This is a genomic window from gamma proteobacterium symbiont of Lampromicra miyakona, from assembly GCF_059730895.1.
This window is the reverse complement of record NZ_AP035932.1, coordinates 1051160-1067868: the sequence shown is the minus strand read 5'-3', so window position 1 is coordinate 1067868 and position 16709 is coordinate 1051160. Positions and strand designations below refer to the sequence as shown.

Annotated in this window: 17 protein-coding genes; 12 read left to right on the top strand and 5 right to left on the bottom strand. The window is 56.3% G+C overall.

Features of this window, described 5'->3' with window-relative positions; all coding sequences use genetic code 11:
• Positions 1–39: 39 nt before the first annotated feature.
• A complete protein-coding gene (locus tag AC6I8P_RS04845; protein WP_127834462.1) occupies positions 40–795 on the bottom strand; it encodes an SDR family NAD(P)-dependent oxidoreductase in 756 nt (251 codons plus the stop codon).
• A gap of 230 nt (positions 796–1025) precedes the next feature.
• Here AC6I8P_RS04845 and AC6I8P_RS04840 point away from each other — a divergent pair, with 230 nt between their 5' ends.
• A complete protein-coding gene (locus AC6I8P_RS04840) occupies positions 1026–1937 on the top strand; it encodes an AraC family transcriptional regulator (RefSeq protein ID WP_349844518.1) in 912 nt (303 codons plus the stop codon).
• A gap of 261 nt (positions 1938–2198) precedes the next feature.
• A complete protein-coding gene (locus tag AC6I8P_RS04835; protein WP_481657442.1) occupies positions 2199–2552 on the top strand; it encodes a KPN_00521 family repetitive protein in 354 nt (117 codons plus the stop codon).
• Positions 2553–2635: 83 nt separating this feature from the next.
• On the opposite strand, the gene AC6I8P_RS04830 is transcribed toward AC6I8P_RS04835, so the two are convergent.
• A complete protein-coding gene (locus AC6I8P_RS04830; RefSeq protein ID WP_481657441.1) occupies positions 2636–3478 on the bottom strand; it encodes a BstA C-terminal domain-containing protein in 843 nt (280 codons plus the stop codon).
• 201 nt (positions 3479–3679) lie between these two features.
• On the opposite strand from AC6I8P_RS04830, the gene AC6I8P_RS04825 reads away from it, so the two are divergent.
• The 4 genes from AC6I8P_RS04825 to AC6I8P_RS04810 all read left to right on the top strand — a co-directional run bounded on the left by AC6I8P_RS04825 (position 3680) and on the right by AC6I8P_RS04810 (position 6121).
• Positions 3680–4402: a hypothetical protein gene (locus AC6I8P_RS04825; RefSeq protein WP_215480615.1), complete on the top strand. Its 723-nt coding sequence runs from the start codon at positions 3680–3682 to the stop codon at positions 4400–4402.
• Positions 4375–4854, top strand: a complete 480-nt coding sequence (locus tag AC6I8P_RS04820; protein ID WP_249217981.1) for a hypothetical protein — start codon at positions 4375–4377, stop codon at positions 4852–4854. Before AC6I8P_RS04825 ends, AC6I8P_RS04820 begins: the two co-directional genes overlap by 28 nt.
• Positions 4855–5045: 191 nt before the next feature.
• On the top strand, positions 5046–5231 hold the full coding sequence (locus AC6I8P_RS04815) for a YegP family protein (protein ID WP_125310779.1): 186 nt from the start codon (positions 5046–5048) through the stop codon (positions 5229–5231).
• Positions 5232–5464: 233 nt separating this feature from the next.
• Positions 5465–6121 carry an epoxyqueuosine reductase QueH gene (locus AC6I8P_RS04810; protein ID WP_031279356.1) on the top strand — a complete coding sequence of 219 codons (657 nt, stop codon included), beginning with the start codon at positions 5465–5467 and terminating at the stop codon, positions 6119–6121.
• 37 nt (positions 6122–6158) lie between these two features.
• Here AC6I8P_RS04810 and AC6I8P_RS04805 read toward each other — a convergent pair whose 3' ends face one another.
• Together AC6I8P_RS04805 and mgtA are read right to left on the bottom strand one after the other, a co-directional pair.
• A complete protein-coding gene (locus tag AC6I8P_RS04805; RefSeq protein WP_125310781.1) occupies positions 6159–6836 on the bottom strand; it encodes an SDR family oxidoreductase in 678 nt (225 codons plus the stop codon).
• Between the two features lie 159 nt (positions 6837–6995).
• Positions 6996–9719, bottom strand: a complete 2724-nt coding sequence (mgtA, locus tag AC6I8P_RS04800; protein WP_125310783.1) for a magnesium-translocating P-type ATPase — start codon at positions 9717–9719, stop codon at positions 6996–6998.
• A 751-nt stretch (positions 9720–10470) separates the two neighbouring features.
• Between mgtA and AC6I8P_RS04795 the strand changes: the two genes are divergently transcribed.
• The 6 genes from AC6I8P_RS04795 to speG all read left to right on the top strand — a co-directional run bounded on the left by AC6I8P_RS04795 (position 10471) and on the right by speG (position 16061).
• Positions 10471–12039, top strand: a complete 1569-nt coding sequence (locus tag AC6I8P_RS04795; protein WP_498031023.1) for an ABC transporter substrate-binding protein — start codon at positions 10471–10473, stop codon at positions 12037–12039.
• The gene (locus tag AC6I8P_RS04790; protein ID WP_021506482.1) at positions 12039–13091 is read left to right on the top strand and encodes an ABC transporter permease; all 1053 of its coding nucleotides are present in this window, start codon (positions 12039–12041) and stop codon (positions 13089–13091) included. Before AC6I8P_RS04795 ends, AC6I8P_RS04790 begins: the two co-directional genes overlap by 1 nt.
• On the top strand, positions 13088–13945 hold the full coding sequence (locus AC6I8P_RS04785) for an ABC transporter permease (RefSeq protein ID WP_031279350.1): 858 nt from the start codon (positions 13088–13090) through the stop codon (positions 13943–13945). The genes AC6I8P_RS04790 and AC6I8P_RS04785 overlap by 4 nt, the downstream gene beginning before the upstream one ends.
• Positions 13935–14768 carry an ABC transporter ATP-binding protein gene (locus AC6I8P_RS04780; protein WP_264442134.1) on the top strand — a complete coding sequence of 278 codons (834 nt, stop codon included), beginning with the start codon at positions 13935–13937 and terminating at the stop codon, positions 14766–14768. The genes AC6I8P_RS04785 and AC6I8P_RS04780 overlap by 11 nt, the downstream gene beginning before the upstream one ends.
• Complete coding sequence (locus tag AC6I8P_RS04775; protein ID WP_498027601.1) at positions 14761–15426, top strand: ABC transporter ATP-binding protein; 666 nt, start codon at positions 14761–14763, stop codon at positions 15424–15426. The genes AC6I8P_RS04780 and AC6I8P_RS04775 overlap by 8 nt, the downstream gene beginning before the upstream one ends.
• A gap of 89 nt (positions 15427–15515) precedes the next feature.
• Positions 15516–16061: a spermidine N1-acetyltransferase gene (gene speG, locus AC6I8P_RS04770; protein WP_021506478.1), complete on the top strand. Its 546-nt coding sequence runs from the start codon at positions 15516–15518 to the stop codon at positions 16059–16061.
• Between the two features lie 193 nt (positions 16062–16254).
• Here the strand turns inward: speG and AC6I8P_RS04765 are convergent, their stop codons facing one another.
• The gene (locus tag AC6I8P_RS04765) at positions 16255–16677 is read right to left on the bottom strand and encodes a hypothetical protein (protein ID WP_058758247.1); all 423 of its coding nucleotides are present in this window, start codon (positions 16675–16677) and stop codon (positions 16255–16257) included.
• Between the last annotated feature and the right edge of the window lie 32 nt (positions 16678–16709).

The window sequence follows — 16709 nt, the reverse complement described above, 5'->3', positions numbered from 1 at the left end:
GGATGGATTCCGCACCGGGCGGAATCCATCATCGGGCAACTAAATGGACTGCCCGCCGGAGACTTCAATGCGCTGACCGGTGACCCAGCGGTTGTCCGGTCCCAGCAGGCTGGCAATCATCGGACCGATGTCATCAGGCAGGCCCACGCGACCCAGTGCGGTCATGCCGGCAAATGCCTGGTTGTAATCAGGGATGTCACGCACCGCGCCACCCAGGAAGTCGGTCTCAATCGCTCCCGGGGCCACGGTATTCACGGTGATGCCGCGGCTGCCCAGTTCTTTCGCCATATACACGGAGAGAATTTCAACGGCGCCCTTGGCAGCCGAATAGGCTGAGAAGCCCGGGAACGACACGCGGGTCAGCCCCGAAGAGAAGTTGACGATGCGTCCGCCATCGACCAGCAGCGGCAGCAGCGACTGCGTCAGAAAAAACACTCCTTTGACGTGTACGTTAAATAACGCGTCGAACTGCTCTTCCGTGGTTGCGCTAAAGTCGGCCATTTCCCCATGCCCGGCGTTGTTGATCAGATGGTCGAACGTTTCGCGTCCCCAGTCACCTTTCAGGATATTGCCCACGGCGGCGACGAAACCCGGGAAGGACGATACGTTACTGGTGTCCAGTTGCAGCGCAACTGCCTTACGGCCAAGCGCCTGAATTTCATTCACCACGGCATCCGCCGCTTCTTTACCAGTACGATAAGTCACGATGACATCACCACCATGACGGGCAATGCTCAGTGCGGTATTACGGCCAAGACCCCGGCTGGCGCCAGTTACAAGAGAAAGGGTTGTCATGAAATATCTCCTCAATAATGGGAGGGTGATTCTAACAATCGACAAACTTCCAGGGTTGCCCAATAATTTTTAATTATTGCCTGATTATTTTTATATTTTTATTTTATGCCGTATTTACTAGAATAACTGCACCATAAATTTTTATTTTATTGCCTGATAATATGAAAAAGCGTGATCACTCGTATGAGGAACGCACTGCACGGGACGATGAATTCAACTCTGCCGGGAGGATGGCGGCTTTGCTGCAGGCGGCACGACATTACGCTGATGAACACCACAACGGAGCGGGGGTTGCCGCAACGCCAGTTGATGGGGTGTTCATTCTGCGCGAGACCGCGCCTACCGCGTTGCAATTCGCTATCACCAAACCGCTAATCGCAATGGTGCTGCAAGGCAGTAAACGCGTGACCATGGGCACTGATCGTTTTGATTTTGGCGCGGGGGAATCCTTGCTGATCACCATGGACGTGCCAACCGTGAGTCAGGTTATCAGCGCCAGTGCCGACACCCCTTATTATTCTCTGGTCGTGGAACTGGATGCGGCGGTGATTAGTGAACTGATGGCAAATATGGTCGGGCTGGAGGCGGCAACGGATTTGCCCGTAAGCATTGATCAGATCGAAGAAGATGTGGCAGAAGCCGCTTTGCGCCTGCTGAACATGCTCAGCAGACCGCGCGCACTCGCCGTGCTGGGCAGCCAGTTGGTGCGGGAGTTACATTACTGGCTACTGTCAGGACGGCACGGCAGCGCGCTGCGCGCCCTCGGCAGCACTGACAGCCATGCCCGGCGGATTGCGCGGGCAGTCGCGATTATTCGGGCCAATTATGCGCAACCGCTGCGCATGAAAACCCTCGCTGACGCCGCCGGTATGAGCCTCTCGGTATTTCATACGCATTTCCGCCATGTCACCACGCTCACCCCGCTGCAATTCCAGAAACAGCTGCGCCTGCTTGAAGCGCGGAGACTGATGCTGACGGAAGGGACAGCGATCGGTATTGCCGCTAATGCGGTGGGATATGAGAGCGTGACGCAGTTTACTCGTGAATACTCACGGCTGTTTGGTTCACCGCCAGCCCGGAATATTCGGGAAACCCGCGCACTCGAGCGTTCAGTCCTGTCCGGTGAGCCGATAAGGCAATAAATTATTCGAGTCTGTCGCTGCCGGGACGTACATCCTGGCGGGTGACATCTGATCACCCGAACGACGCTGACTGCTTTACCCTCAGTCAGCCGTAACAAACGACAGCTCGCGAAAGCGCCTCTCCCTGCTGCGCATTTATGCCAGAAATTCCCACAGAAACGGTATATTCACTTACAGTTTATTCCTAATGCCCTGCGTTGCGCTCTGTGCCACTCTTAACTACGCTCATAACACTTATGATGCTTAATGAGGGAATATATTATGAAAAAGACGATTATTGCGTTATCCGCCATTCTTCTGACTTCTACGGCGTTTGCCGCCACACACGCAACCGATGAAACCGTCGCTGACGCCAAAGCGGGCGCCAACACGGCGAAAGAGAAACTGCATCAGGCGCAGCATCAGGGTGAAGAGCAGCAGCTCAAAGCCAAACATGCTGCCGAAGGCAAAAGCGATAGCCTGACCAGCAAAGCGAGCGAAAACTCGCAGAAAGCCTGGAACAGCACCAAAGAAGGTACTGAAAAAGGTTGGGACGCCACCAAAGAAGGCGCGCAGAAAGGCTGGAACAAAACCAAAGAAAGTGCCAGCGATCTGAAGAAGAAAGTCTCTGAGTAATTTCTTCTAAAGTAGACAGCGATTGCTCTGCATTCATTTAAATCAAAATGCCAGGTGCTTAGCGCCAGGCATTTTTTTAAGCATTAATGAGGAGCAGGTAAAGACAAATTGGACACGAATTCCAAAGCTAAAGAGTCCCTTTCACTAAAGTAATTTGCCGCTCGTTCCGTCAACCATACTTCATGGAAATGCCTTCTAAAATCATCTAGATATTCAATTGGATATAGTCTTGCAGAGACTTTGCGCCCATCTGGATATTCATGTTCGTAAGAAGGAAAGCTTGCTGGTTCTACATTTCTATTTTCACGTAACCATTTGCAAAAAAGTTTTCCTTCAGAAATATCAGGAACAAGATTATCTGGTAATGTATAGCCAGCCTCTTCCAGTGGGGCAATTAAGCTTAAAGTCATCTCATTCAACATTGAAAAATGGGTATATGGGATCTTAGCTCGATTTTTTGTATACCTTACTATATGTGCAGGTAAAGCTCCTGTCGCTTTATATCCAGTTCTTGTATAGATGAATTCTTTTAGAGATTGAGTCGCTAAATTTCTAAAGTTTCCGCGCGCAATTTCTGCATCAGAGCGACTTTCAAAAGCATAGTACTCGAGAACAGCCATGCAATTATCGGCAGGAATAGCATGGTAAGTTGTACCTTTTACTTTTATTGCTGAATGTAAATCATTTTCAGGGTTCCCTCCATTTCGCGAGATAATTTGACTTATGGCTACTCCTCGCGGGAGCAAACGTTGATTATGCCAATCGTTCACCATTGTAATTATATTACTACGAGCAGTACCGCAAATAAATGCCAACCCGCTAGCTGTTAAATAAGGCGTACCATCACTCATCACCCCCATCTCAAAACCATCAGCCTCAGACTGATGCCTGACAGGCACTAAGGGAATACTGATTTGCTGTTGCATAATATTGTCCTAAACAAAAAAAATTAGCATCTTTTTGATAAAAATATCAAAAAGCTCTCATAAACCGTTAAAAGGCACTTTACTACGCTGATGTTATTTATATCCATTTGGAGACATTTGGATTTGTCATAATATATCGCGTTATTGTGTTATCACATAAGCTTTGCTAAAGTCAATTGAGATCAATTCAAGGAGACAGGGATGGACACCTCACTTTTACAAGTTCTGGATCAGCAGGGACATGAGCGTTTTCAGTCGGAAATCAATGCGCTGCAGGGAGATGTTGCAGCAGCGGCGACACGTTTATCAATTGATCCCCGCCTACGCCTTGAATATTCACGGTTGATCAAAGAGATGGCTAATGATCTTACAACAAAAGTGAATGCTGGTTTAATCAACTGGGAGCAGGCGGCACGGGAAGCTCATGACACCCGTAACTTAATAATGGAAATGATCCGTTCAAGGAGCACTCCATTAGGCAGAGCAATGGCTGAACGACTTAAGCTGACAGGTAAGAGTTTGAATGAATTGGTAGCAAAAAAAACTATTCAAATTTTTGGTCCACATGCGAATTTTAACAATATTTCAATCAGCCAGCAAAATCAGGTATATGCAGCCATTGTAGAATCTGCGGGAAAGTCAAATCCTCAAGTTAACCTGAAAATGATGCGGCTTTCTCGTGTAGCAAAAGGGTTGGTTGTTCTCTCAATTGCTATATCAATTTACGAGATTTATGAATCTGATGACAAAGTTTCCGAAACCGGGAGACAGATAGCGATTAATGGAGCAGGAGTTTTAGGGGCGGCAGCGGGTGGAGCAGTAGCAGGTCTCGCCTGCGGACCGGGTGCGCCGATATGTGTGATGATCGGTGGTTTCGCAGGAGCTGCTCTCGCGGCATGGCAAATGGGATGGATTTGGCGCTGATGCAAATAGTTAATGATGTATCCTTGGTTGAGGTGCAACACGCAACGGACCGCGAACAGGCGAAATCAGAGGTATTAGTCAGCGGTAGTTCTACCGGCATAATCATCCCCGGAAAAATCCTTGAGGCAGCAGTCAAAGTCACTGATAACCGCTATGTGCTGTTTGTCACGGATGACGTGCTCTACGAGGAATCACTGACTATTGTGCTGATTGATTCCTCTCAGGGCATTCAGGAAATTGTCACTATTGGCAATGAGTATAACTCCGGCACATTTGAGCAATTGCACATCAGTGACCATTCACTCCAGTTTCGTTTTATCGGTGATTATATTTGGAGCCTGAAACTGGAAGAATCACCGAAATTCCAGCTGCCATTTTTCAGCGATCCGAAAGGTGTCTCCCGCAGTAAAGCATTTACCCGATTCATGAACATCACGGCTTTACCCGCGTGATAGACACGAACTCATTACCCCAGAAGGCCGCGATGCGGCCTTTTTTGTGCCTGCCAGCAACCGGATTGATACAAAACGCTGCGATCCCGCTCCTGGATTCGGGCAAATTTCTAATCAGTGATTGATTAATAAGCAGGCTGCGCGAATAGTAAGCGAACCGGCCATCGGGTGCCGGCACAAGGAGAAAGCACATGGGATATTACGTACTGAGAAAAAGTGATACAGCATTGTCGCAGAAATACTGGTTTGTGCTTAAAGCCAGCAACGGCGAAACCATCGCCACCAGCGAGATGTACAGTTCTAAACAGGCGGCGGAAAACGGCATCCGCTCGGTGCAGCAGAACGGTGCGTCGACCACCGTTCACGATGAGACCTGACTTCGCGCAGCCTGCGCAGTGATGAAAGAAGGGTTGTCACTGACCGTACAATAAGCCCTGAACCTAAAATAGCGGCGCAATGTATTACGCAATGAATCGCGCCGCTAAGCATCCCCGGCGAGCGGATGCCACGCAGTACCACAGGCACTCTGCCTGAAACGCCACCGACGCTTTGCATCGCCCGGCCTTTGCCCCTACACTTGCCGCATCGCCCTTAACCATTAATTAACTTTATGTCCGATACATTTCAACGCCAGCCGCTGCCCTTGCCGAATGGCCACAATAAAGTGCTGCTGCACTCCTGCTGCGCTCCCTGCTCGGGAGAAGTGATGGAAGCGATGCTGGCATCCGGCATCGATTACACCATCTTCTTCTACAACCCGAACATCCATCCGCTGAAAGAGTACGAGCTGCGCAAAGAGGAGAACATCCGCTTTGCCGAGCAGTTTGGCGTGCCTTTTGTTGATGCCGATTACGACAAAGACAACTGGTTTGAGCGCGCGCGTGGCATGGAGTGGGAGCCGGAGCGCGGCGTGCGCTGCACCATGTGTTTCGACATGCGCTTCGAACGCACCGCGCTGTACGCGCATGAACACGGTTTCCCGGTGATCACCAGTTCACTCGGCATTTCGCGCTGGAAGAATATGCAGCAAATCAACGACTGCGGCGTACGCGCGGCGGCGCGCTATCCGGATATGCTTTACTGGGAGTTTAACTGGCGTAAAGGTGGCGGTTCGTCGCGCATGATTGAGATCAGCAAGCGCGAGCGCTTCTATCAGCAGGAGTATTGCGGCTGCATCTATTCGCTGCGCGATACCAACCGTCACCGCGTAGCAAGCGGTCGCGAACGCATTGAAATCGGCGTGCAGTACTATTCGCCGGATGAGTAAGAAAAAAACCTGCTGGCGCTAACCAGCAGGTTAATCATTACCAGTTCAGCAGCTGGCCGCGGTAATCCACGTAATGATGGCCGCCACGCCCGCTAAACTGCTGCAGCTGCGTGACCATGCCCTGCGCACTCTCGGTAACGCTGATATCCGCGCCCTCTCCGCCCATGTCCGTTTTTACCCAGCCCGGATGCAGTGACAGCAAGGTGCTGCCCTGCTGGTGCATCTGCGTCGCCAGCGCGCGGCTCAGCATATTCAGCGCCGCTTTGCTGGCTGCGTAGAACGGCATCGCCGCGTCACGGTTCTCGTTGAGGCTGGCGAGACGCGACGTGGTCAGGCCCAGCACGCTCTGTTTATCGCGCAGCAGCGGCAGCAGGCTCTCCGCCAGGCGCACCGGCGCCACCGCATTGGTAAAGAACAGCTCGCTGAGCTGCGCATCGTCCACGTCGCGCAGCTGCGATGCGTGCGGACCGAGAATCCCGGCGTTAATCAGGATGCAATCAAAGGGTGCGTCGCCGAGCTGCCGGACCAGCGCGTCACGCTGCGCGCCATCGGTGATATCCAGCGCCAGCCACTGCAGCTGCGGATGCTGAAACGAAACCGCCGTGGAACGGTAGGTGGCGGTCACCTGCCAGCCCGCCTGCAGTAGTTGCTGCACCACGGCCAGGCCAATGCCTTTTGACGCCCCAATAATCAATGCTCGCTGTTGTTGGCTCATCTGTCTCTCGCTGGTTGGTGTGCTACGAAAAAGGGCAGGATACCCTGCCCTGTTGTCCTTACCGGAACACTAACGTTAGCACGACGATGACCACCATAATTATCAGCAGGTGGCACACCGTTTTATCCAGGTTGCGTTGCTTCATCGCGCCTCCTGCACTCAGAACCACTGGCCAAAGCGCTTGATGTACAGCGTTTTCATGCCCTGCGCCACCAGGCAGTAGCCGAGCAGCGTGGCCAGCAGCCACGGGAAATAGCTCCATGGCAGCGGCACCAGGCCGACCATCGCGCCGAGCGGCGAGAACGGCAGCAGAATGCCGGCAATCATTACGCAGGCGGTGGTCAGCAGCACCGGCAGCGCCGCGCGGCTCTGGATAAACGGAATCTTGCGCGTGCGCAGCATGTGCACCACCAGCGTCTGCGACAGCAGCCCTTCAACAAACCAGCCGGACTGGAACAGTGACTGCATCGCTGGGGAATTCGCCGCGAACACGTACCACATCAGCGCAAAGGTGGTGATGTCAAAAATTGACGACGTTGGCCCAATCCACAGCATAAAGCGCTTGATGTTGCGCGCGTCCCATTTGCGTGGTTTGCGCAGGAACTCGCGATCCATTTTGTCCCACGGCAGCGCCAGCTGTGACAGATCGTACATCAGGTTCTGAATCAGCAGATGAATCGCCAGCATCGGCAGGAACGGAATGAATGCGCTCGCCACCAGCACCGAGAACACATTGCCGAAGTTGGAACTGGCGGTCATGTTCAGGTACTTGATGATGTTGCCGAACGTCTCGCGCCCCTTCATCACGCCCTCTTCCAGCACCATCAAATCCTTTTCCAGCAGGATGATGTCAGAAGACTCTTTGGCGATGTCCGCCGCGCTGTCGACCGAGATCCCCACATCGGCGTCACGCAGCGCCGGCGCATCATTAATGCCGTCACCGAGAAAACCCACCGTATGGCCCTGCTGCTGCAGCGCACGCAGAATGCGTGACTTCTGCAGCGGCGTCAGTTTGGCAAACACCGAGCTGCGCGCCGCGGCCTGCGCCAGTTGTTCATCGCTCATCGCCGCAATCGTCTCGCCGGTGAGGATCTCGCCACAGTCGATGCCCACCTGCTGACAGATGCGCGCCGTCACTACCGGATTATCGCCGGTCAGCACTTTGACCGTTACGCCGTTCTCGTTCAGCGCGGTAATCGCCTTCGCCGCACTCTCCTTCGGCGGATCGAGGAAGGTCAGCAGCCCTTCGATGGTCAGCCCCTGTTCATCCGCGACGCTGAGCGCCTGTTGCAGGCCCGGCTCCGCCAGCGCGCGGCTGGCCACCAGCAGCACGCGGAAGCCCTGCTGATTGTACTGATGCGCCAGCGCCAGCAGCTCCGCGCGACGGGTTTCATTGAGCGGCTGAATCAGTTTGCCTTCGCGTTCGGCGCTGGCAATGCTCAGCATCTCCTCGACCGCGCCCTTACAGATCAGCATCTGCTGGTTGAGGCGGCGGTCACGCACCACCACTGAAACGCGGCGACGCACAAAATCAAACGGCAGCTCATCCACTTTGCTGTAGTAGTCGCTCATGTCCGCGCTGATGCGTCCTTTGCCGTAGCGCAGGATGGCGCGGTCCATCAGGTTAGGCGTGCCGCTCTGGTAATGGCTGTTGAGCCAGCTCAGCATCAGGACGCGCGAATTCTCTACCCCGGCACAGTCGAGATGATGCTCCAGGATGATATTGTCCTGCGTCAGCGTGCCGGTTTTGTCGGTACACAAAATGTCCATGGCGCCGAGGTTCTGGATCGCGTTCAGGCGTTTGACGATCACTTTACGGCGCGACATGGCAATCGCCCCTTTGGCCAGATTCGAGCTGACAATCATCGGCAGCATTTCCGGCGTCAGCCCCACCGCCACCGCCAGCGCGAACAACGCAGCATCCAGCCAGTCACCTTTGGTCAGGCCGTTAATCAGCAGCACCACCGGCACCATCACCAGCATGAAACGAATCAGCAGCCAGCTGACGCTGTTCACGCCGCGATCGAAAGCGGTTTGTGTGCGGTTACCAACAATCGATTTCGCCAGGCTGCCGAAGTAAGTTTCCCCGCCGGTCGCCACCACCACCGCTTTGGCGCTGCCGCTGGAGACGTTAGTGCCCATCAGACATACGCTGCCCAGTTCCAGCAGCGACGCATCTTTGTCGCTGGCGCTGGCCTGCTTGCTGGCCACGTGGCCGGTGACATCATATTTCTCCACCGGCAGCGATTCGCCGGTCAGAATCGCCTGGCTGATAAACAGATCGCGTGAGTCGAGCAGTCGCACATCGGCTGGCACCAGATCGCCCGCCGAGAGATAGATGATGTCGCCGGGCACCAGGCTGGTGATGTCCACTTCCTGTTTCTGCGGCGCCTGCTGTACCGATTCCCGGCGCAGCACGGTGGCGGTGGTGCGCACCATCGATTTCAGCGCCTGTGCCGCTTTGTTGGTACGAAACTCCTGCCAGAAGCGCAGCAAACCGCTGAGCGTTACCATCGTCACAATGATGATGACACCGGTCAGATCGGTCTCCTCGCCATGGCGCAGCGGCATCCAGTAGTCGGTGAAAAAGCTCACCAGCGCCAGCGCCAGCAGCACATAGATGAACGGATTATTAAAAGCCTGGATCAGCTGTACCAGCGCCGGTGGCGCTTTATCATGCTCTACCTGATTACGACCATAAATCTGCAGCCGCGCTTCCGCTTCGCGTTCGACCAGCCCCAGCGCATCGCTGCGCAGGCGCAGCAGCGTTTCGTCGGCGGTAAAAGCGGCTTCGTCTTCAATCAGATAGCGTGCGGTTTTCTGACGTGCCGGACGCACGGTGTTCCAGGCTTTTTTTTCCTGGTTGAGTTTCATGTCAGTCATGATGACACTCCTCGTTTATTTTTTTACGGCAATAACGATCCCTGCGCGCCAGGCGCACAAGTCGAAAACATTAATTGTCACGGCGTGACCGGATTAAATTAAAAATAACCTATCGGGAATTTCCATATTACCTCCCGGAAATAATGGGCGAAGAAAGTCGCTCGCTGAATAACGAGTGAAATAACATAATCCTGGATAACGCTGCGCGCAGCAGCAGCCTGAAGCGGCTTAACGCGCAGGGAAGCTCAGCACGCTGAAGATCAGCGCGCGCATCGAGGCGGAGGAAAAAGTGCGTTTAAAATCATGTGCATGATGCTATTCCCACGGGCATCAGCCCGCTATGGTGTCATTATCAGGGAACAATCATCAGAAACAGGTGAGGATTGCTGCCCGCCATGTTGGCAAGCAGCGACAAAAGAATTCGCGCGTCAGCTTGCCTTGTATTGCCATCGATAAGGGTGACTGTCCAACTGAATTCTCCTGTGTGAAGTTGCGGCTATTATAGGAGGGCGAAAAGCGAAGTAAAGTTAATTATTCTGGGGTTCAGGTTGATTTAATTTTCGTTGCGATTTGGTTGATAATGCGTGCGGATATAAGGTGCATCAGGTTAATCCGATCGCGTTACGCCCTCTTGCTTATAACTGAAGCGCACCGCTTAGAACCTTACGGCATATGCATAGCCATAAATTGACTATTCTTCACTGTAGCGCTCTCGTAAACTCGCGTTACTTTTTTAAGGCAAGGAAACAACATGAAAAAAATTATTCCCTCACTGCTGGCGCTGTCGCTGGTAGCCGCCTTCTCCGCGCAGGCCGCCACGCCGAAAGATACGCTGGTGATTGCGCAGTCTACGGATGATGCGGACAGCTTTGATCCGGCCCAGGGCTTTGAACTGACCACGGTGCAAGCGTTCACTAACATTTATCAGCGCCTGGTGCAGTCCGATCCGGCCAATCCGACCGATCTTAAGCCAACGCTGGCCACGTCATGGCAGCCGGGCAGCGATAACCGCAGCCTGACGTTTGCGCTGCGCAAAGACGCGAAATTCGCCAGCGGTAACCCGCTGCGCCCGGAAGATGTCATTTTCTCGCTGGGCCGCGTGGTGAAACTCAACCTCGATCCGTCCTTTATTCTGACCCAGCTCGGCTGGAACAAAGACAACGTTGACAGCTTCCTGAAAAAGGTCGATGAAGACCACGTGCAGATTAGCTGGAGCGCCAACGTCAGCCCGGCCTATGTGCTGAGCCTGCTGTCCGCGCCGGTCTCCTCGATCGTTGATGAAAAAACCGCGCAGGCCAACGCCAAAAACGGTGATTTCGGCCACGCGTGGCTCGGCACCCACTCGGCCGGCAGCGGCCCGTTCCAGATTCGCAAAGTGGTGCTGCATGAAGCGATACTGCTCAGCGCCAACCCGACCTCACCGGCCGGTGCACCGAAGCTGAAAAACATTCTGATCAAAAACGTGCCGGAGCCGGCAGCGCGCCGTCTGCTGCTGGAACAGGGCGATGTCGATATCGCGCGTAACCTCGGTGCTGACCAGATCGCTGCGCTGAAGGGCAAAGCCGGCGTGAAGACCGAAGCGATTCCGATGGCGTCGCTCTACTACATTCAGTTCAACGTCGGTGCCAATCCCGTACTGAAGAACCCGGCGCTGTGGGAAGCAGCACGCTACCTGTTCGACTATAAAGGTATCGCGAATGACCTGCTGAAAGGCCAGTTTGAAGTGCACCAGACCTTCCTGCCGAAGGGTTTCCTCGGTGCGCTGAACGACACGCCTTACAGCTACGATCCAGAGAAGGCCAAAGCGATTCTGCAGAAGGCCGGCCTGACCAACGTCAGCTTTAAGCTCTCCACCAGCAATCAGCCTCCGTACCTCGATATCGCGCAGGCGCTGCAGGGCAGCTTCGCCAAAGGCGGCGTGAAGGTGGAAGTGCAGCCGGGCTTAAGCTCTGAAGTCTCCACCCGCGTGAAGGCGCATCAGTATGAAGCTACGCTCAACGCCTGGGGCGCGGATTACTTCGACCCGAACACCAACGCCGCGTCTTTCGCTTACAATCCGGAAGATGGCAGCAAAACCATTGCTTACCGTTCAGACTGGCACATCCCGGAGCTGAGCAAACAGGCGCTGGCGGCGACGGCCGAAGCCGACAGCAACAAGCGCGTTGCGCTTTATCAGGCGATGCAGCGCGAAGTGCTGAAGAACTCGCCGTACGTGATTGGCCTGCAGGCGCGTAACCTGATTGCGCTGCGCGACAATCTGCAGGGCTATGTGCAGGGGATCAACCCGGACATGGTGTATTACGCGCAGGTTTCGAAGTAATGGCAGCGTCAGCGTCATCGGCCGGGTTCGCCCGGCCACTCTGGCAGCGCTTCAGCCGCCTCGTCACCAGTCTGCTGTCGCTGCTGGTGACGCTGGTGGGTTTGTTAGCGTTTACTTTCATGCTGTCGCACCTGTCGCCAGTCGACCCGGTACAACAAATCGCCGGCGATCACGCCAGCGAGGCCACCTATGCTCAGGTGCGTCACGACCTGGGACTGGATCAGCCGGTGCTGGTGCAGTTCTGGCGCTATATCAGCCATCTGGCGCAGGGCAATCTCGGCCTGTCGCACCTGACCAATCAGCCAGTCAGCGCCGACCTGATGCGCACCTTCCCCGCCACGCTTGAGCTGGCGACCTGTTCGATGATTTTCGCTGCGGTGTTCGGCGTGACGCTCGCGCTGCTGGCGGCGTGGAAACCGGGCAGCGTCATTGATAACGTGGCGCGCTTTATCTCGCTGCTGGGCTACTCGGTGCCGGTGTTCTGGCTCGGCCTGCTAGGCCTGCTGCTGTTTTACGCCGTGCTGCACTGGTCCGCCGGTCCGGGCCAGCTGGATGATATCTGGATTTATACCCTCGAACCGAAGACCGGCTTTGTACTGATTGATAGCTGGCTCTCCGGCGATGCGGAAATGTTTCGCAACGCGATTGCCCATCTGTGGCTGCCGGTGGTGATTCTCGGCCTGCTGGCGATGGCAGGCATTACGCGCCTGCTGCGCGCGGCACTGCTGGAAGAGAGCAGCAAAGAGTATGTGGTGCTGGCGCGCGCGAAAGGCGCTGGCCGGGCGCGCATTCTGCTGCGTCATATTTTCCCCAACGTGCTGGGCACGCTGATCACCGTTATCGCCCTCTCCTACGCCACGCTGCTGGAAGGGTCCGTGCTGACGGAAACCGTATTCGCCTGGCCGGGCGTCGGTCGCTATATGACCAACGCGCTGTTTTCCGCGGATGTTCCGGCGATTCTCGGCGCTACGTTGCTGATTGGCAGCTGCTTTATCCTGCTCAATGCCGTGGCCGACGCCCTCACCTGGTTAACCGATCCGAGAACCCGATGACTCAACAACTTCATGAACTGGAAACCGTGCGCCCGCGCCGGCGCCGGGCGCGTATCACTTCGCTGACCATCGGCCTGACGCTGGTGATCGTGCTGGTGGCCATGGCGCTGCTGGCGCCGCTGCTGGCGCCGTTTGATCCTAACGCGCAGGTGATTGAACAGCGTCTGCTGGCACCGTCGGCGCTGCACTGGTTCGGCACCGACGGCTTCGGGCGCGATTTATTGTCGCGCGTGATTTACGGCGCACGTCCGACGCTGCTGCTGGTGTCGCTGATCCTGGTGCTGACCATCCCGGTTGGCCTGTTAGTCGGCATCACCGCCGGCTACGTCGGCGGCTGGACCGAACGCGTGCTGATGCGCATCACCGATATTTTTCTGTCGCTGCCCAACCTGGTGATTGCGCTGGCGCTGGTGGCAATGCTGGGTCCGGGCCTGATGAACGGCGCACTGGCGCTGGCGCTCACCAGCTGGCCGCCGTTTGCCCGGCAGGCACGCGCGGAAACCCTGGCATTGCGCCGCAGCGATTACCTCGCCGCCGCGCGCATGCAGGGCATTACCGGCCTGCGCCTGATGTTTGGCCACATTCTGCCGCTCTGCCTGCCGACCGCCGTGGTGCGTGCCGCGCTGAGCCTCGGCGGGATTATTCTTTCTGCCGCCGGCCTGGGCTTCCTCGGCATGGGCGTGCAGCCGCCAACCGCCGAATGGGGCTCGATGGTAGCAGAAGGCAGTAAAGTGATTTTCGACCAATGGTGGGTGGCGGCAGCGCCCGGCGCAGCCATTCTGTTCGCCAGCCTGGCGTTTAACCTGACAGGCGACGGCCTGCGTGACCGACTGGATACCCGCCATGCCAAATGATCTGTTAATTGATGCGCAGGGGCTGACGATTCGCAGCCACGACGCGCTGCTGGTGGATAACATCAGCTTTACCCTTGGCCGCGAACGCGTGGCGCTGGTCGGTGAATCCGGCTCGGGCAAATCCCTGACCGCGCGTGCGCTGATGGGCCTGCTGTCGCCCGCGCTGCAGCTGCAGGCTGACCGGCTGCAGGTGGCGGGCGCAGACGCCCTGCACCTGCGCGAGCGCGACTGGATCGGCGTGCGCGGCGGCAAAGTGGCGATGGTCATGCAGGACCCGAAATACGCGCTCAACCCGACGCGCACCATTGGCTGGCAGGTTGAAGAGCCGCTGGTGCTGCACCGCAAGCTGAGCCGCGCCGAGCGCAAAGAGAAAGTGTGCGAGATGCTGGACGCGGTGGGCCTGCCCGATCCGCGCCAGCTGATGAAGCGCTATCCGCATCAGCTCTCCGGCGGCATGGGCCAGCGCGTGATGCTGGCGATCGCGCTGATTACCGATCCCGATCTGCTGATTGCCGATGAGCCCACCTCGGCGCTCGATCACGCCATGCGCGATCAGGTGCTGGCGCTGATTCGTCGCCTGGTGGAGCAGCGCAATATGGGCCTGCTGCTGATCAGTCACGATCTGCAACAGGTCTCCGAGCACTGTCAGCGGGTGATGGTGATGTACAAAGGCCGCCTGCTGGACACGCTGCCGGCGGCGCAGCTGTCGGACGCCAGCCATCCTTATACCCGCACGCTGTGGGCCTGCCGTCCGGGTAAAGCGACGCACGGCGAACGCCTGCCGGTGCTGGATCGCGCGGCGCTGGAGAAGATGCATGATTGAATTAGCCAACCTGAACGTCTCGCATAAACAGGGTTATGAACTGCGCACCGTGGTGCACGATGTGAACCTGCAGGTGGCGGCCGGCGAGTGTTTCGGTCTGGTGGGGCCTTCCGGCTGCGGTAAATCGTCGCTGCTGTGGGTGATGGCCGGACTGAATCCGCACTGGCGCGGCCAGATGACGCTGGCGAATACCGCCGTGCAGCCGGGCAAACCCTTTACCGGCCAGCTGCGGCGCGATGTGCAGATGGTGTTTCAGGATCCCTACGCTTCGCTGCATCCACGCCACCGGCTGCGCCGCACGCTGGCGGAACCGCTTAAGCTGCTGCGACGCGATAACATCGACGATCGCATCAACGCGGGCTTCCGCCATGTCGGGCTGGATCCGGCGCTGGCGGATCGCTATCCGCATCAGCTGTCCGGCGGACAGCGTCAGCGCGTGGCCATCGTGCGCGCCCTGCTGCTGGAGCCTAAGATCCTGCTGCTGGATGAGCCGACATCGGCGCTGGATATGTCTGTGCAGGCCGAGATCCTGAATCTGCTTAACGATCTCAAACAGAATGATGGCCTGACGATGGTGCTGGTCAGCCACGATCCTGACGTGATCGATCATATGTGCGATCGCGCCGCGCGCATGGCGCAGGGCCGGATTGTTGGTTAGCATGGCATGAGCGCAACGCGGCGCGGTTTATCCCGAAGGTAGAGTGCGCCGCTGCCCAACAGCCATTCAGTCATCTAAAGGAACACCGTATGACGGTAAAATTACGTCCGCTGGAGCGGGAAGATCTGCACTTTGTCCATCAGCTGGATAACAATGCCAGCGTGATGCGCTACTGGTTTGAAGAGCCGTACGAAGCGTTTGTGGAGCTTTCTGACCTGTATGACAAGCACATCCACGATCAGACCGAGCGGCGCTTTGTGGTGGAACACGACGGGCAAAAAGCCGGGCTGGTCGAGCTGGTCGAGATCAACCACGTGCATCGCCGGGCGGAGTTTCAGATCATCATCGACCCGGCGCATCAGGGCAAGGGCTTAGCCAGCAGAGCGGCAAAGCTGGCGATGGATTACGGCTTTTCGGTGCTCAATCTCTACAAGCTGTATCTGATTGTCGATCAGGAGAACGAGAAGGCGATTCATATCTACACCAAGCTCGGTTTTGAGGTGGAAGGCGTGCTGAAGCACGAGTTTTTCATCAACGGCGAGTACCGCAACACCATCCGCATGTGCATTTTCCAGCAGCAGTACCTGGCGCAGCATAAATCCGGTAATGCGATGGTGAAACCTACCGCGCAATAAGTCAGTGCCCGTTATGAAACGGTGCGCCTGAAGGCGCACCCTACGAAAAACGGTGAAACGCACCACGTGAGTGTGGTTCAGGTCTGTAGGGTCGCGATTTATGGCGACCTGGCGTTGTCTCGGCAATATGAATGCGAAGGCCCATCTGCCTGTAGGGTCGCCATTCATGGCGACCAGGCATCATGACAGCGCGTTATCCGCCGCGCGCGCCGACCACGTTGAGATGCGGCTGCGGGTGCGCTGGCTTCAGGTCATACATGCCGCCATAAAACGGATCGACCACCAGCCAGCCGGGGAAACCGAGCAGCGGAATATTGCCCAGCACGTACCACAGGTTGGCGCTGGCCTCGATGGGCAGCGTCAGCGGTACATAGCCCGGACTCTCCAGCATCACCTGATAATGTTTCTTACCGAAATAGGTGCCATTGGATTTCGCCAGATCCACCGTCTGCGGCGTATAGCCCTGCGCCACCGCGCGGCCGGTTTCATCCTGCACGGTGAAACGCGCGCCCTGCGGCACAGAGTCAATTTTTACCGGTTGCGTTTCGGTGCCGACAATGGTGGCACAGCCGCTCAGCAGCAGCGCACAGGCGGGAAGAAGATGTCGCAGGTTCATAGCAGGTCCGCTTCAGAATCAGAAAGGACAGT

Bases quoted from the DNA above. Each gene is read 5' to 3' on its own strand.
- AC6I8P_RS04845 (WP_127834462.1), bottom strand. From the start codon at position 795: ATGACAACCCTTTCTCTTGTAACTGGCGCCAGCCGGGGTCTTGGCCGT.
- AC6I8P_RS04840 (WP_349844518.1), top strand. From the start codon at position 1,026: ATGGCGGCTTTGCTGCAGGCGGCACGACATTACGCTGATGAACACCAC.
- AC6I8P_RS04835 (WP_481657442.1), top strand. From the start codon at position 2,199: ATGAAAAAGACGATTATTGCGTTATCCGCCATTCTTCTGACTTCTACG.
- AC6I8P_RS04830 (WP_481657441.1), bottom strand. From the start codon at position 3,478: ATGCAACAGCAAATCAGTATTCCCTTAGTGCCTGTCAGGCATCAGTCT.
- AC6I8P_RS04825 (WP_215480615.1), top strand. From the start codon at position 3,680: ATGGACACCTCACTTTTACAAGTTCTGGATCAGCAGGGACATGAGCGT.
- AC6I8P_RS04820 (WP_249217981.1), top strand. From the start codon at position 4,375: ATGGCAAATGGGATGGATTTGGCGCTGATGCAAATAGTTAATGATGTA.
- AC6I8P_RS04815 (WP_125310779.1), top strand. From the start codon at position 5,046: ATGGGATATTACGTACTGAGAAAAAGTGATACAGCATTGTCGCAGAAA.
- AC6I8P_RS04810 (WP_031279356.1), top strand. From the start codon at position 5,465: ATGTCCGATACATTTCAACGCCAGCCGCTGCCCTTGCCGAATGGCCAC.
- AC6I8P_RS04805 (WP_125310781.1), bottom strand. From the start codon at position 6,836: ATGAGCCAACAACAGCGAGCATTGATTATTGGGGCGTCAAAAGGCATT.
- mgtA (WP_125310783.1), bottom strand. From the start codon at position 9,719: ATGACTGACATGAAACTCAACCAGGAAAAAAAAGCCTGGAACACCGTG.
- AC6I8P_RS04795 (WP_498031023.1), top strand. From the start codon at position 10,471: ATGAAAAAAATTATTCCCTCACTGCTGGCGCTGTCGCTGGTAGCCGCC.
- AC6I8P_RS04790 (WP_021506482.1), top strand. From the start codon at position 12,039: ATGGCAGCGTCAGCGTCATCGGCCGGGTTCGCCCGGCCACTCTGGCAG.
- AC6I8P_RS04785 (WP_031279350.1), top strand. From the start codon at position 13,088: ATGACTCAACAACTTCATGAACTGGAAACCGTGCGCCCGCGCCGGCGC.
- AC6I8P_RS04780 (WP_264442134.1), top strand. From the start codon at position 13,935: ATGCCAAATGATCTGTTAATTGATGCGCAGGGGCTGACGATTCGCAGC.
- AC6I8P_RS04775 (WP_498027601.1), top strand. From the start codon at position 14,761: ATGATTGAATTAGCCAACCTGAACGTCTCGCATAAACAGGGTTATGAA.
- speG (WP_021506478.1), top strand. From the start codon at position 15,516: ATGACGGTAAAATTACGTCCGCTGGAGCGGGAAGATCTGCACTTTGTC.
- AC6I8P_RS04765 (WP_058758247.1), bottom strand. From the start codon at position 16,677: ATGAACCTGCGACATCTTCTTCCCGCCTGTGCGCTGCTGCTGAGCGGC.